16 protein-coding genes are annotated in these 15,524 nt (G+C 42.0%); 7 read left to right on the forward strand and 9 right to left on the reverse strand.

The annotated features are described in order from the left end of the window. The first annotated feature begins 529 nt into the window (after positions 1-529). Complete coding sequence (locus ACYQ2C_RS17910) at positions 530-1,561, forward strand: diguanylate cyclase (RefSeq protein WP_460104539.1); 1,032 nt, start codon at positions 530-532, stop codon at positions 1,559-1,561. 86 nt (positions 1,562-1,647) lie between these two features. Here ACYQ2C_RS17910 and ACYQ2C_RS17915 read toward each other — a convergent pair whose 3' ends face one another. The 3 genes from ACYQ2C_RS17915 to ACYQ2C_RS17925 all read right to left on the reverse strand — a co-directional run bounded on the left by ACYQ2C_RS17915 (position 1,648) and on the right by ACYQ2C_RS17925 (position 4,219). Further along, complete coding sequence (locus tag ACYQ2C_RS17915) at positions 1,648-2,295, reverse strand: DUF3157 family protein (RefSeq protein ID WP_460104538.1); 648 nt, start codon at positions 2,293-2,295, stop codon at positions 1,648-1,650. 116 nt (positions 2,296-2,411) lie between these two features. Then, the gene (locus ACYQ2C_RS17920; protein ID WP_460104536.1) at positions 2,412-3,527 is read right to left on the reverse strand and encodes a DNA alkylation repair protein; all 1,116 of its coding nucleotides are present in this window, start codon (positions 3,525-3,527) and stop codon (positions 2,412-2,414) included. Continuing rightward, positions 3,527-4,219: a YdcF family protein gene (locus ACYQ2C_RS17925; protein ID WP_460104534.1), complete on the reverse strand. Its 693-nt coding sequence runs from the start codon at positions 4,217-4,219 to the stop codon at positions 3,527-3,529. The genes ACYQ2C_RS17920 and ACYQ2C_RS17925 overlap by 1 nt, the downstream gene beginning before the upstream one ends. A 334-nt stretch (positions 4,220-4,553) precedes the next feature. Here ACYQ2C_RS17925 and ACYQ2C_RS17930 point away from each other — a divergent pair, with 334 nt between their 5' ends. The 3 genes from ACYQ2C_RS17930 to ACYQ2C_RS17940 are packed head-to-tail and all read left to right on the forward strand — an operon-like array spanning position 4,554 to position 5,204. Further along, entirely contained in the window at positions 4,554-4,835 is a 282-nt protein-coding gene (locus ACYQ2C_RS17930; protein WP_460047203.1) for a BrnT family toxin, read from the forward strand. A gap of 2 nt (positions 4,836-4,837) precedes the next feature. Then, a complete protein-coding gene (locus tag ACYQ2C_RS17935) occupies positions 4,838-5,029 on the forward strand; it encodes a hypothetical protein (RefSeq protein WP_460047202.1) in 192 nt (63 codons plus the stop codon). Then, positions 5,022-5,204 carry a hypothetical protein gene (locus ACYQ2C_RS17940; protein WP_460047201.1) on the forward strand — a complete coding sequence of 61 codons (183 nt, stop codon included), beginning with the start codon at positions 5,022-5,024 and terminating at the stop codon, positions 5,202-5,204. The genes ACYQ2C_RS17935 and ACYQ2C_RS17940 overlap by 8 nt, the downstream gene beginning before the upstream one ends. Positions 5,205-5,365: 161 nt before the next feature. On the opposite strand, the gene ACYQ2C_RS17945 is transcribed toward ACYQ2C_RS17940, so the two are convergent. The 5 genes from ACYQ2C_RS17945 to ubiH form a co-directional block, all read right to left on the reverse strand. After that, the gene (locus tag ACYQ2C_RS17945; protein WP_460104532.1) at positions 5,366-6,505 is read right to left on the reverse strand and encodes a hypothetical protein; all 1,140 of its coding nucleotides are present in this window, start codon (positions 6,503-6,505) and stop codon (positions 5,366-5,368) included. A gap of 491 nt (positions 6,506-6,996) precedes the next feature. Beyond that, a complete protein-coding gene (locus ACYQ2C_RS17950; protein WP_460047199.1) occupies positions 6,997-7,353 on the reverse strand; it encodes a hypothetical protein in 357 nt (118 codons plus the stop codon). Between the two features lie 21 nt (positions 7,354-7,374). Beyond that, entirely contained in the window at positions 7,375-7,893 is a 519-nt protein-coding gene (locus ACYQ2C_RS17955; protein ID WP_460104530.1) for a hypothetical protein, read from the reverse strand. Positions 7,894-7,896: 3 nt separating this feature from the next. After that, positions 7,897-9,177 (reverse strand): UbiH/UbiF/VisC/COQ6 family ubiquinone biosynthesis hydroxylase, encoded by a 1,281-nt coding sequence (locus ACYQ2C_RS17960; RefSeq protein WP_460104528.1) that lies wholly within the window; start codon positions 9,175-9,177, stop codon positions 7,897-7,899. Positions 9,178-9,213: 36 nt separating this feature from the next. Further along, on the reverse strand, positions 9,214-10,476 hold the full coding sequence (gene ubiH, locus ACYQ2C_RS17965; RefSeq protein ID WP_460104527.1) for a 2-octaprenyl-6-methoxyphenyl hydroxylase: 1,263 nt from the start codon (positions 10,474-10,476) through the stop codon (positions 9,214-9,216). A 1,042-nt stretch (positions 10,477-11,518) separates the two neighbouring features. Here ubiH and ACYQ2C_RS17970 point away from each other — a divergent pair. Genes ACYQ2C_RS17970 through ACYQ2C_RS17980 form a run of 3 tightly spaced genes read left to right on the forward strand, consistent with a single transcriptional unit; the run spans position 11,519 to position 14,545 of the window. Then, positions 11,519-12,682 (forward strand): hypothetical protein, encoded by a 1,164-nt coding sequence (locus tag ACYQ2C_RS17970; protein ID WP_460104525.1) that lies wholly within the window; start codon positions 11,519-11,521, stop codon positions 12,680-12,682. Then, positions 12,642-13,607, forward strand: coding sequence for a hypothetical protein (locus ACYQ2C_RS17975; RefSeq protein ID WP_460104524.1), 966 nt, complete (start codon positions 12,642-12,644; stop codon positions 13,605-13,607). Before ACYQ2C_RS17970 ends, ACYQ2C_RS17975 begins: the two co-directional genes overlap by 41 nt. Next, positions 13,604-14,545 (forward strand): hypothetical protein, encoded by a 942-nt coding sequence (locus ACYQ2C_RS17980; RefSeq protein ID WP_460104522.1) that lies wholly within the window; start codon positions 13,604-13,606, stop codon positions 14,543-14,545. The genes ACYQ2C_RS17975 and ACYQ2C_RS17980 overlap by 4 nt, the downstream gene beginning before the upstream one ends. A 205-nt stretch (positions 14,546-14,750) precedes the next feature. Here ACYQ2C_RS17980 and ACYQ2C_RS17985 read toward each other — a convergent pair whose 3' ends face one another. Beyond that, positions 14,751-15,389 (reverse strand): LysE family translocator, encoded by a 639-nt coding sequence (locus tag ACYQ2C_RS17985; protein WP_460104520.1) that lies wholly within the window; start codon positions 15,387-15,389, stop codon positions 14,751-14,753. Between the last annotated feature and the right edge of the window lie 135 nt (positions 15,390-15,524).

Here is a 15,524-nt window from a genome sequence, read left to right on the forward strand (position 1 = left end):
CCTTTGGCGAGAAAAATGGCCGACTATACCAGCTGGCCTCTTTTCAAGAAAATTGCACTTATTATCCGAAACCAAGCCGCATTAAAATTCTTATTTATTTTGTTAATTCCTTTCTAATTTTTTCTTTCAAACATTAGCTGCCAATAATTCAATTATGAAAAACAATTTGTTTTTATATTGGAATCGATACTGACTGGAAATATGGTAATTTTTGTTCAAGACTATCTACCAGAATAAAAAACTCGCCTTATTATTCGAACAGGCATTTTTACAATGTGGAATTATAGGAAACTCTAATTAACCTACTGTTTCTTGCAACATAAGGATCTGTCGCCAACTTCAATAACAGTAAGTGATTGAAGTTATTAAGAAATTGGAAATCGTATTTTCATTTTTTGTCATCTGATTAAATCATGGATGAGCTAATTAGAGCCTTAAATAGTTATTTTTAAAAACTGGGAATTCTCAAAAATTGAATTAGACTGTTAATTCAGTTTTAAAGATCTGTAACTGACCGGAATCTCGACCAATGATCTACAAGCACACCATTGATCAGTCTAAGCTTATATTTAATCAATGTTTAGGCTTTTTTGAACAACATAAAATTAAACCTATTCCGCTTAATTATTCTGTCACCTATGAAATTTTTTCTGGTTCAAATCAAGAATTAATCAGTGCTTACAATAAGTTAACGTCGGAAAACTCCGACATCAATGACTTTGTCTTGCAGGATTTATATTTTAACTGCATTCACGGCTCTAAAGAATTAGAGCTGAGTTTTGCCGAGCCTTTGTCGCAAATAATTAACGGCACACTAACCGAATTAGGAAAATCTCAAGAAAGCGTTACTAGCTACGAAAACAAATTATTGTCGAGCGAAAAAATTTTACTAAACCAAGACAAAAGCTCCGCGCAAAAACTGATTACTGCCCTTTATTCGGCCACAAAACAATTCCGTAAAGAACAAGAACATTTAAAAAATAAATTAATAGAAGCCGAACAAGAGACAAAGTCTTTACGAGCTAATCTGGCCAAACTTGAAGAAGAAGCTACACTTGATCCTTTATCGGGATTATTAAACCGCCACGGTCTTGATAAAAAATTAACTAAAATTACTGAATCTATCGACTTAAATACCGGTTTTAATATTACGCTACTTCTCTTCGACATTGATCACTTCAAACAAGTTAACGATTGCTACGGCCATGTTTTTGGCGATCACGTAATTAAGCATGTTGCCAAAGAAATTCAATCTAAGGTTCGCGGGCAAGATTTATGTGTGCGCTATGGCGGCGAGGAATTTTTGGTATTACTGATGGATACCGATATTAACGGCACACAAATTGTTGCCGACAAAATACGAACCGCCGTTAAAAATTTACGCTGGAAAAACACCAAAACCGGCGAGCAATTACCATCGGTAACCATTTCCGGTGGCATCACAAAATTTAAACGCCAAGAATTACCGTCGCAGAGTTTAAAAGTGGTTGTAGCAAGGGCAGACGCGGCGCTCTATCGAGCTAAAGAAGCGGGTAGGGATCAGATAAGGGTAGAAATGTAGAAGAACTTAAAAGCACAATTAAACGAGACCATTCTCGCTTAACCGTGCTTGTTTAATTGTATAAGAAACTCAGGTTAAAAAACTTTTTATTTTCGAGTACGGCTAATGTCTAAATCGTCGTATTCAATTTCTAACTCAATGGGTTGCTCGGTTTTAAATACGTCTTCATCAATATTGATGCGAAGATATTTGGTTTTTACCAAACCACCCGGCGCGCCCTTAGCCTTCACCAACAAACGAGCGGTATCACCGGCTTTTAACTGTGAGCTTTCCGATTCGATAGCAATAACCGGATAGATTTTACCTTTGTTATCGCGAATGCGGATTCCGTCTTTATTAAATTCGGAAATCACCAATTTAAGATCCGACGTTTGCGCAACGGTCACATCAAGATGAAAATTTGTGTAGGCTTCGCGTCGAGTATTTTTACCGGAACCCACTTTTTCTAGATACTCTTCAATATCGGCAGAAACCACAGAAACGTCTATGTCCAATTCACGATATTGGGTGTCTTCTTGAACCGGCGCCAAACCAACGTATTCCCAGCTACCATCAACTTTTAGTTCTGCGCGACGACCGCTTTTGGTATCCACAAAGATACTTTCCGATGCGTATTCCCAACTACCGTCGTCTTTAAGAATAACTTTACGTCCGTTGCTGCCGACCAAGGTTTCGTCGGCGTTTGCTGCCATCATTACACTCGACAACAATGCCAATGTAATGGTCTTTTTCATCGTCAATTTCATAAATTAATATTCACGGAAATTCCGCGCCTTAACTGTCATTTGTGTGAATTTAGCATCCGAGTAAACCTAGCCTCGCGTGTTAAGAACTCAGCGTCGGCCGGCTGCTATTTTTCTTGCAGTATAAAGATATCCTTCATCAAACTCACACCATTAACAATAATCTCTAGATGATGCTCGCCGGGATAATAGGTTCTGGTGCTAATCGGCTTAAAAGAATGTCTTTTAGAAACACTTTTGGTGTTCGATTTAACCTCTGATTCGGAGATTTTAAAGACTTTTCGTGACAGCTTGCCATTGGCCTTCATAAACGACAACGCGTATTCTAGGCGCAGGTTACCAAGCGGCAAGGGGTTATTTTTACCAGCGGCGCCATTGATATCAAATTCGAACGTCAATTCGCCACTAAAAGGCACTGATGGACTGCACTGCCAGTTTACCAGTGTCATGTTGCTCGGCGGCGTAAAACCAAATAGCGCCAACATTTCAGGCGAACTTGCCTTTAATAATCCTCTGCAACCGTGTTTCACAATCCATTCGCTATGAGGATTGTTTTCTTGCAGCCAATCGTGGGCGATTTTCTCCACTATCTGTGGATGATCTTTAGAAATATCGTTGAGATTGTTAGCCACACTTCGCCGCACATACAGACTCTCGTCGTGTTTGAGTGTTTCCAGAATCGGCAAAATAGGACTTGGATCTTTTTTGAACAAATTGAGCGCGCTCGCCCAAGGTAGGCGAGGCCTGCAACCCTCTGACGCCAAACGTCTAACGTGGTAATTTTCGTGTTCACACCACTTAAGCATTTGCGTCATAGTACGTTCTGGATGTTTGACAATGAACGGACGAATGGCGAACTCGCTGCTCGAAAAGCGCGTAAACCACTCCAATGCGTTTATCGACGACGTGTAATCGTGCAAGCCAAATAATGATACGTATTCAGGTAAAAACATGCCCGAATAACCGCCTTGTTCGCCACCGGCAAACTCCGGAGCTATGGTTTTTAACACTTCCAAGCAGGCGCGATAATTATCCGGCAAAAAAAGCCTAAGACTACAGGCAATATGCTGCATACGCGCCTTTAGAGGCTTCTCAGGCCAGCTTTTATCAAAAATAGTGGCAATGAATTTTTTGCGATTAAACTGCGGATAGGTATCAAATACGGCAGTTGCGAGGGATTCAATATAATCTTTTGAATATACGTCTTTTAAACTTTCGGCCATTATGAGCTCAACAAATATTTTCCATAGCCCTTTTTAACAAGAAACTGCTGAGCATGTAATACAGTTTCGGGAATTTTTAGCGATATTTGATGACCCAAACGCGGATATTGCACAAGGCGATCGATCTCACCGACCATCATTGCACGATTGTGCTCTACATTAGCGATAAACTCCGCCTTGCTGAGCCTAGACTGCTGATTAAACTCCAACCAATTGAGCGTTGGGCTTAATAGCTGAATTTGAATTCTACTACCAGATTGCACGTAATCGGCAAACCGGTCACGCAGAGGTAATGATCGTTCCGAAAAATCGTCATCAAACCAGAATTTTTGGGCGCTCGCCCAAACTCTGGGCCGCATAATATTTTTGCAAACCAGTAAAATATTGCGCGTATCAAAACCTGATTGCTCAATAATGTGTTTAGAAAACAAGGTATTTTCACCAGTATTTGTTGCGTGATTTTCTAATACCAGTTTCTCAGAAGGGACACCCTCAGCCTGCATTTGCTCCGCAAAAGTTTCCGCTTCCGATAAAACAAACTCCTGCCGACTTAAACGCCCAAAACCGCCGCTAATAATTACCCAAGGTTCACCGCCATCAAAATACGCATTTACAGCGGCTGAAGCTACTCTGACATCATTGCAACCATACACCACCATAACACTCGCATTGTGTGGATTAACATTAGCCACAGAAAAACCTGCGAGAAAATGCCACAAAATATCGGTTGCAGAATTAATAGAAAATGTGTTCAGAGTAGCGTCCTAATCAATAAAAAATATCAAATGCAGATTTTAGAGTCACGTCTAAACTCTTGAACATTTAACCACAAAAGTCGTTATACCTCACAATGTTAAGACAGCCTATCTCTTAAAATTTATAGATACAAATGACTCTATATTTATGTGATTCAAGCATCACCGTAAAACCCATTCAATCATTATACTCACCGAACTGGTAATTTTTTAGACTGACACTTTCAGCATGACTAGTCATTAGCATTTTGATCCGACTTTAAGGAATATTATGCTCTTCGAATGGGATGAAGAGAAAGACAGAATCAATCAGCAAAAACACGAAATGCCACTTAAAGCGGGTATTCCCGTATTTGATGATATAAACGCAATTGAATTTGAAGATAATAGATTTAATTATAATGAAGAGCGATACATTCTTATTGGCATGGACAATCGCACCAAGCTTTTGTATGTTGTTTACACAATCAAAGCTAGAGGCATAACACGCCTGATTTCTGTACGTAGGGCAGTCAAATCGGAGCGGAAGCTTTACGAAACATCAAGGTATTAATTGTGAACAAAATAATTGAAAAAGAACATTCTAAAGAAAAACCTTTAGACATCGACGATATCGACTTTACAAATTCCGACAAGTTAACAGAAGAAGAAATTTTAGAGAGAGCCAAAAACGATCCGGATTCTTTACCATTTACGGAAGAAGAACTTAAAAAAATAAAAATCAGAAGAAGGCACAAGAATGAATAAATCATTTATAAAAATTCATGTAAAAGGCTCAAAAAAAGCTCCAGAATTTAACGTAAGAAGGGTTCTCGCTATAAGTGAAAACGAAACGCAACAGAGAGCCAATAGTGATCCAGACGCCCCAATTGTAGATCCTAGAAAGCTAAAACGAGTTTATAAAATTAACCGTAGAAAATGAATCGTTTCGAACAATAAACTCCATCAGCCAGACTACTCTATTGCCGTCCATAATCTTTTGCAATCTCTACTCGTTTTGAAGTTATCAATCAACATAAAAATGTATTTGTAACCAACTTAAATCAACGTGAAGAAATTGCTAATCAATAATTTTTCTGAAATTTAGTAGTTTAAGTCTTTATTAAAAGGCACAAAGCCCAGCAAAGACTGGGGATGTTTGTCGGTCACTAGCAAAAAGCCAATATCATCCAAACGAACGATACCTTCCCAGTTGCGGCCATCTTTGCCGGTAAGTTGTAATTGAATGGGTGCGGTGTTGGTAAATATCACACCTGATTCTCTGAGTTGCAGCTCAACCAAGCGCTCAACGTAATTGCGTTTTTGGTGACTAAGCCCTTTGCCGTATTTTTTGCCGTAATCGTCGTTGGTTTTCGATAAAGTCTTGTCGCCTTGGTACTGGTAATTAATAACCCAAAATTTATTCTCGGCATCTAAGGTGGTGGCATCGGTAATTCGGTAGCTTAAATTTACGAAGGGAATTTCTATGTAGTTCGCGTCAAAACTTTCTAAATAAAATGCGATAGGATCGTTATTCATCACATCAAAATCATTCACTTCGTGAATACTTAACAGACCGTTTGCTGTTTTCACTAAGGCTTCATTGCCTTTATTGCCAATGCCCGATGGGCTCGGTAAAGTCTGCCCCAAAGCATCAATCACCAGTTTATTGTCTTCTAAATGCGCTTTTACTAATTGGGTCGCTTCGCTGCCACCTAAGCGATCCAGCTCTAACGCCAGTGTGAGTTGGTTATTTTCACACACGGCAGCTTCGACACCTTCGTAACCCGATGCCGAGCGCAGTAATTTATTACCTTTTACTTTTAACGCTTTGGGTGTTAGTGCAGTGAATGTATTTTTCGTAATACCAAAATTATTGGTTTTAACATCGGTGCTGGGTTCGGCTGTGATGGAAATTGAGTTTTGATTACGTAGAAAATCGAGAATATCGGATTTTTTTAGCGTGTAAACCGAAGCGTTTTTGCGGCCTTGAAAATCGGGGTATTGCGGAAAAATCACCAACGTATCATCACACCAAGTTAACGCCGACATTTCGGATTCGCCCTTCGCGAGAGGACCCGTCAGTGGAATATATTGTACGGGTGTTTCAGGCGTGGCAAATGCGGTTGCGGTGGGAATCATTAGAGCCTGAGTTAGCAGCGCACCACCAATAAGACTTGGCGCGAGTAACGATTTTTTAAAGACACTACTGATTTTACGGAATACACGCTTCTTGTTAACCACTGCCTACCTTCCACTTTTGCAATTGTTTGATGCCTAAATAAACGGCTAATCGGCGTGAAGACCTAGTTCTTAACACGTTAAGATTACCGAAAACCTTGATTAGATTAAGCCGTAATTAATAATATTTTCTAAAGCCTTGTCACACCGCTGGCCGATACTAAAGCAAAACGAATAGGCCGCCTAAGTGATCATTCAACTTTGTATAACTTTGCGAAAACATAGAGCATTACGTTGTCGGTAATAATCACTTTAAGGAGGAAATTAACGATCAAAATCTACAAAATGATTTAAGGAAACTCTGATTAACCTAGAGTTTCCGGCGACACAAGGATGTGTCGCCAATTTCAAGAACTATAAGTGATTGAAATTGTGAAGAAATTGGAAATCGCATTTTCAATTTCTGTCCTCTGATTAAATCATGGATGAGTTAATCAGAGGTTCCTTAAGTGGATAAGAAATGAGAGGCCATATTCTCCATTTCTCTGCTCTGATTAACTCTCAGCTTCTGAATCACCGTCTTGGTTGCGTATTTTTTTTGCGTAGGTTTCGTGCAATACAATCGCCAGCACAACGCTGATGAGTGCCAATGAGCTCACCGTGTGTTTGATGCTTTCTTCATAAACACCCGAGTATTTATCGATGGACAGTTTTAACATGCCCACCGATAACACCGCCGCAAAGATATAACCCAAGCGAATGCCTTTAAAAATTAACACCGCGCACACCAGCAGCGCTAAGCCAAAAACCACACCAACGGTATCTTTAGACGCAAACCAAGCAACGGAGCCCGCCACTAGCGCGATCATGTAAAAAGCATTTAACAAAAATAAAATAGGCATTTTTTTCATAGGTATTTAACGTGTCTTGAGCTACTGATCTGAATGAGTTGGCTTGGCGTCTTCGATAAGCGATAAAGCATCAAGCGTATTTAAAATATCGATTTCTTGCTGAGTTTGCGCTCTTACTTGTTGCGTGCGAGTACAGGAACTGGTGCTGTAATAACCGTCTTCACTAGGGCCATATAAATACAACAAATAAGTAACACCTTCTTGAAAACTGTAACCACACAAACAACAGCTCACTTGGATTTTGGTGTAAAAACGCTTGCCGTGCTCACCTTTCCACGACTGCAAAGCAACAAATTCCGTTATTTCTGTGGCAAAGTAATCAACAGTCTGCTTTTCACCGTCTTCGGTTGTTTCAGTAAGACTATAAGGATCAATACCCTCAACAGATTCCGCTTTCGCTAACACAACCGCAGGCGCTTCAATAAAAGCACTTTTCACTTGATCTGCAAGCGGTTCATCACTGTACATACAAGAGCAAGCAAACGCTTTAGCAGCGGTAAATAAAATACAGGCACAAATGAATAACGGAAGAATTCGCATGGATTAATTTTTGCCGCTGCTGAGAATTTCACGGGCAATGGTGTGTTTGATAAGCGGCAGGCGATCCACTTGTTTAATTCCTATATTGCGCAACAAACGAACCGTTAAATTGCGCGCACCAAATAAACGTTTAAAGCCTTCCATAATCGCCATAACCGCAAGATTATGACCTTTGCGGCGCCGTTGAAAGCGTCTTAACAGGCTAAAATCGTTGAGGTTTAATCCGCTTTTGTGGGCACGAATCACTTCTTCGGCCAACACCTTGGCATCTAAAAATCCAAGATTCACACCTTGGCCCGCCAACGGATGAATACTGTGCGCAGCATCGCCAATTAAGGCCAAACCCGGCTGAATGTATTCGCGCGCGTGACGTTGCCACAGCGGCAAACTGTAGCGTTTATCCACCGCAACAATATCGCCTAAGCGATGCTCAAAGGCACGGCCCAGCTCCTGTTTAAATTCGTCGTCAGAAAGCGCCATCATTTGTTCGGCAACGTCGGTATCCAACGACCAAACAATGGAACAAAAGTGACTGGCGTTTTGGCCTTTGGTGGCTTCGTGCAGAGGTAAAAAGGCCAATGGCCCTGTGGATAAAAATCGCTGCCACGCCGTAAATTGGTGGCTACGCTCGGTTTGCACGGTGGTCACAATGGCTTGATGACCGTAACTCCACTGGCGCACTGCTATGGCGGCGAGCTCTCGAATTTTTGAGCGACTGCCATCGGCGGCAACAATTAACGGCGCGCTTAACACGCGGCCCGACGACAAAATTAATGAGCGTTGCTGTTGGTCACCGCCAAGCTGCTCAACACCATCGCCGTAGATCATTTCTACGTTGCTAGCGTTCGCTAAGGTTTGCAGCACACCGTGCAAAGCCACCGAGTTTTCTACAATATGACCAAGATCGGTTTCGCCAATATCAAAACTGTTGAAATGAATACTGCCGGTGCCGTCGCCGTCCCAAACGTGCATATCGGTGTAAGGACAACAGCGTAAAGCTTCTACCCTCTTCCAAGCACCAATACTCGCTAGCGTGTCTTGAGAACTGCGAGTTAACGCGACTACACGAGGGTCAAAACCGCTCTCGCTCACCGCGCTATCGCTGGATAAATCCACCGGTTTGGGCGGTGCGCCAGCCTCAACCACGGCAATGTTTAAACGCTGGCCATTTTTACCCCGCGCCGATTTTAGCAGCGACGCAAAGCAAGCGCCGACCAATCCTGCACCGACAATAATCACATCGTAGAGCGTGTTGTTGGGCTGTTCGTTGTGTTCTGTATCCACGATAAAACCTTTTTAAAAAGCAGACTCGGCTCGCACCTACAAACGCGCGCTGCGGCCAACTTTACCCATGCTTTGTAACGCCAATTGTTTTTTGCCCACCGGAAACAGCTCTAAACCCAGCAAGCCCAAACCACGGAATGCTGCCGAGGCGAGTTGACTGGTAGAGAATAGTTTGGGCAACCAATGGCTGAATTGAATGGTGGTGAATTGATCTCGACTGCGCAAATCCATATAGGTTTGCAGCTGTTTAAGGCAACCAAAAGAGTCCGGCGCCTCGCGCCACGCTTGGTTTAATACTTCGGTCATCAGCGCACAATCACGCATTGAAAGATTAAAGCCTTGGCCAGCTACGGGATGCAACGCGTGAGCAGCATTGCCCATAACCGCCAAATGAGAGCGAATCTGCTCCTTAACCTGTACCAGTTTTAGCGGATAAAGATGCCGACTGCCAACGCGAGTAAAGCGGCCGACGCGATCGCCAAAGCTTTTTTGTAAACACGCTAGAAACGCTGTTTCGTCTAATTCGGCGATATCTTTAGCCTTATCGGGTGGTAACGTCCAAATCAATGCGCCTTGATTAGCACGCGTGCTTTCGCCGCGCGGCAAAATCGCCATTGGCCCGGTTGAGGTGAAGCGCTCGTAGGCGACACCTTGATGTGCCTGACTGAATTCAACATTACTGATGATTGCCGTTGAGTGGTAATCGGTGCTGTCTACGGCAATGCCCAGCTTCTGCTTCAAATTCGAGTGAATACCGTCGGAAAGAATCAGCAAGCGCGTTTTTAGCGTACGTGTATCGTCAGAACCTTCACCAGGGCTCAAAACGAGTTCATACCCCTTATCAATGGCTGTTAATTCCGCCACCTGATTAGGCGCCATAATCTCGATATTAGCCACCGGCTGTACCGCCTCAAACAAGCACTGCCCCAACCACTGGTTATCAATCACATAACCTAATGCATCTACCGAATATTCTTCGGCAGTCATCTTGCTGCCACCAATGTGGCCCTTATCAGAAACATGAACCTTTTTAACCGGCGTTGCGTGCTGATTTAGGCGTTGCCACAAACCTAACTGTTCAAATAACTGGCAACTGCCATAGGCAATGGCCGAACTTCTAGAATCAAAACTCGGCTGATAAAGCGGCTCCGCTTCTTTGAAGGGAAAGCTTTCAATAACAGCAATACGCCACTCGCTATTACTGTGAGCAAGCATCTTGGCAAGGCTAAGACCCACCATACCACCGCCAACAATGGCGATATCGGCATCAAAAACTGTAGCGGCTGCTTGTGTAACCATAACGTCTCAAAATCTGTTCAGTAACCGCGATATCGTGGTCAACACATTGGCTCAAACCCACATATCTTACGTCGCGAATATCCCTCGCGATGACAATTGGGCCTAACTTACGCTTATTCTCAATGAAGTAAGGCCCCGCTTCAACCAACTTGATCAAAAGGCGGGAGTTAAACGGAATAAGACTTGAAATGAAAAGACTGAATCGAGGCGAGTTGACCGAGCAAATGAGGCCCAACTAAACATCAAAAGCTCAGATTCACTCACGATTTCCAGCTGCTCAAACTGTGTTACCAATTTCGCGATCGTTACAGAATTGAAATTGTGAAGGTACTCAAAATCGTATGTTTAATTGGTGTTCTCTAATTAAATGAGAGATGTGTTATTCGGCGTTTCCTACGAGTAACCCTTTTATGAAATAAAAACAAGTATATAAATTCTTAACCACGTAACCACGAGAATAGGCCACAATAAATCATTTACCATTAATTCCAAAATTTACACTTCACCAAAAACACAAACAATGTTATTAAAAAACTCATGTTCAGTTAAACCTCTAGCAACACATTTTTAGAAAACACTTTAATTTACAGAACACGTAAAACTAATCAAAAACTTATTAGGAAAAAATACCTCAACCTGAGATTCTTCTAAAAAACGAACTCACCATTTAAATTAGAAAAAGATATTTTCTCTTGTAATTATCTAATTACTCTAAAAGTGATTTTTATGTCAGTTGTTTTGATGGGTTTTTTAATTTGATTGTTAGTTTTTAAAATGGTTTTTAGGTGAATTAAATTCGGTTTTTGGAATGCTATGGTAATTTTCTAATACTTTGGTTTTAACTAATTTTGTAAAATAAATATTAACACTGTGTGGTGAGAAATAAGTCACACTTTAAAATCCTACAAAAATTAAAATCGCGAAAATTTCCGCAAATATTGCTTATGGTTACAAAGGTTTTATTTAATTTTTCACTCTATAAGCACGTTTAATTATTTTATAACTCTGTTCCTCATCAAACTTTTACTAAAGGGATTTTCGCATGAAGTTAATACCCCGAGGGCAATATCTACAACTCAATACTCCCGGCATTGGCAAAGACGTGGTGTTTGCGCCCAATGTTCAAGAACACGCCAAGGTCTTAATGAAAGCGGCTAATCGCGGTTACTACTATCCATTGATGGCCATCAAACAGCTTAATGCCTTAGCGACCGGGTTAACCGGTAAACACAACGTATTTATTCCCAACGTAATTGATTTTAAAGCCAACAGCTTTCACAAGGTTGTGGTATTTGTGCCCGGCATTGCCGCTACTGTAGAAAAACGCTCCGACAAAATGCTGGTTATTACTGATTTAACACTGAGTAGTGAATACGAGAGTATTGCTAAAGGAAATCAACAGAAACCGGGGGTATACAGTGTTTCTCGGACGCGCGGTGGTAAGATTGAGTCTGAATTCAGAAACAATGGTCGAATTTTGTCTAAAGACGACAGAAATGTGGTGATTGCCAACACAAATTATAAATTACCCGCAGATGCGGCTGAAGAGGCAGTAAAACGCTTAAACGCTATGTTTGGTGGTGATGCATCTTTAAAATGCGATTTTGATTTATTTTATTCTCCGGTTGGTGGCGAATTAAACGGTATGCGCAATTATAACCCCGTAAAAGTTAAACAAACCTACGGATTTGCGGGGTTATTGGCCGATGCCATGGAGCAATCTAAAAATAAAAAAGGCGTTGTATGGGCTTCGGAAAGAGGTGGTTCGGTTGTGTTAACTCAAGCCTTAATGACCCTAGCAGCAAAAGATATCCGTTTTACCGATCAAAAACACATAGTAAAAATGTGTTGGGCCACCTCTAATCCGCGCTCCACCTACGATACCATCATAAAATTGGAGATGATTGCCGATAAAAACCTGTTTAACAGTAACAGCCATATTCGCGCTAGCTTAAGCGCATTCAAGGGTAATTTAGAGCGGGTCAGACGCGAAGGCGACCCCTATAATTACCGCGACCTATTAAAAAGTACCGGCAACGGCGGACTGGCCTTTAATACCCTCGCCGGTGCTGGCGTTTTGGTGGCAGGCACGGCCTTGTCCGGTATGCCCACCGGGGCAATTGGCGTGGCGGGCTTGGTTACCGGTGCGGTGGGCGGTATTCAATTTGCCTACAGTAAATTTAAAGAAAGAAATCTACGGCGGTAATGTTATGTGGGATTGGTTAAAATTCTTTCCATTTGCGAAAGCCCAGTATACACGGCCGGTAGTCACAGAAATACGCGGCCCGTATTTTTCAAAACCACGTCTAAACAAATGGTTTTTTGGTGACTCGGTGTTTTATTTTGATGCGCCACGAGCAAACCCAATACTAGGCTTCAATGGCAACGGTCGCACTGTAGATGCTAGACACCCAAGAGGTGGCGATCTTTGCATACGCTACAATGTTAATTCCTGCTCCGATACCCGCCGCTATCAGTGGGATGTGATACCGTTTTATCGCAATACTTGGTATTTTGTAGGGGCTTGGTTTACCGGAATAGAAGCTCGTTTAGGAGCCACAGCTGCGATACTTACGGCGAATAAAGGCTCTATTTTTAAAGAAAGCAGTTTGTTTCACCCACGGGTATTTGAGTCAGCCATAGCGAATTATCTAGATGACATCTATGGCTATCGTCGTTCGGGTAAAAAGCCCGTTTATCGTGGCCCCTTACATTGGCGGGTATTCCCCCTAAGTGGCAGTATTCAAGGTGTAGCATGCGATATACACCAGACTCATAACGGCAGTCGAGACAATCCCGAGGTTGACCGCCTCGTTATTTTCCCCGTATCAACCGACCAATTTGTGTGCATTACGTTTAGCTTTGGCAGTATTGAAATATACAGGGATGAGTTAAGAGCTAAACCCATGTTGGCATTGACCGACTCGATTATCAATTCCATGCGTTTGCAGGTTGGGCCGAAGACGCAGGCAGAGTGGGATAAGGTAAAAGCCACCTGTGATGATATGTCGATTACCGAAACTTTTGGTGAACTTGCTTGGCCGTTATTCGAAGAGAAAAAATCTAGGAAAAAACCCGAGGTGGATATTACGCCGATCGATGCGCCAAAGGTTATTGCTCAACACAAATGACACGCTGGTTAGACTGGTTAAAATTCTTTCCGTTTGCGAGAGCCCAATATACACGGCCGGTAGTCACAGAAATACGCGGCCCGTATTTTTCAAAACCACGCCTAAATAAATGGTTTTTTGGTAATTCCGTTTTTTATTTTGATGCGCCACGAGCAAACCCAATACTAGGCTTCAATGGCAACGGTCGCACTGTAGATGCCAGACACCCGAGCGGTGGCGATCTTTGTGTACGCTATAATGTCAATTCCGGCAGCGATACTCGCCGTAATCAATGGCATGTGGTGCCGTTTTACCGTAATACCTGGTATTTTGTCGGCCCTTGGTTTGTGGGCGAAGAAGCCCGTTTGGGTGCCACGGCTGTAATACTTACGGCGCGTAAAGGCTCTATCTTCAAAGAAAGTAGTTTATTTCATCCACGAGTATTTGAATCCGCTATAGCCAATTACTTGGATGATCTTTATGGCTACGATCGTTCCGGTAAAAAACCCGATTACCGTGGCCCTTTACATTGGCGAGTATTACCCTTAAGTAACAGTATTCAAGGGGTGGTGTGTGATATACACCAGATTCATAACGGTGGTCTAGATAATCCCGATTTACGACGCTTAGTATTCTTTCCAGTCTCAACCGATCAATTTGTGCGTGTTACTTTTAATCTAGGTGGTGTAGCAATTTATCGAGACGAGCTAAGAGCCAAACCCATGTTGGCGTTAACGGATTCTATTATTAATTCCATGCGTTTGCAGGTTGGGTCAACCGCACAGGCAGAATGGGATAAGGTAAAAGCCACCTGTGATGATATGTCTGTTACCGAAACTTTTGGTGAACTTGCTTGGCCGTTATTTGAAGAGAAAAAATCTAGGAAAAAACCCGAGGTGGATATTACGCCCAACGACACTCCAATCGAAATACCCAAGGTTATAAACCAACACAAATGACACGCTGGTTAGACTGGTTAAAATTTTCCCCTACGCGAAAGCCCAGTATACAAGGCCGGTAGTCACAGAAATTCACAAGCGAGCTTCAACCCAATCAATTAAAAAGCAGAGTTGACCGAGCAAATAGGGCTCGATCAACGAATAAATTTACTTAAGAATTGAACAAAAATTATAGGCGGGATTTATCTGTCGCTATGTTCTGAAGCTAACTGCGTTCTAAAAGCGCTAACTTTGAGCCAAAGGCGATAAACACGATACCTGTAACCGAGTTTAACCAGCGCTTAAAACGGGCACCATTGGCCATTTTTTTAACGCCCGATAACATATAAATCATTAAAGAAAACCACACCACATTTACCATGGCGTGTGCCGTTACCAATGCAAACACATTAACGGGATTATCATTAACAGAAATAAACTGCGGAAACGCGGCCAGATAAAACATAGAAACCTTAGGGTTTAACACGTTGGTTAAAAAGCCTTCCAAAAAGGCTTTACGTAAAGACGCTTTCTTTTTAACAGTAACTTGAGCCACATCTGCAACAACGCCTTTGTCTTTGAAGGCACTCAACAATGCCTTGATACCAATCCAAATTAAATAAGCCGCACCGACTAATTTGAAGATAAAAAACGCCTCCGCCGATTGCACCAACAACAAAGAAATACCCAAAATGGATAAGGTTCCGTGTACGTAAAACGCCGCCACAAAACCACCAATATTAGCAAACCCAGCCTGTTTGCCAAACAACGGCACCGTTTTCGCAATTAAAAAACCGTTTGGCCCCGGCGAAACCACCAACAAAGTCACCACCGCAATAAAGGCCAAAATTGTGCTTATATCCATGGGAACCTCAAAAGTAATAGAATATCAAAAATACGCGAATTAAATTGCAGTAGAAGTAAAGGAACCTCTGATTAACCTAAAAATATTTAGATTATTATTTGAGAATACCGTTTATCAATGAATAATCTAATATAA

The organism is Sessilibacter sp. MAH3 (genome assembly GCF_054658275.1).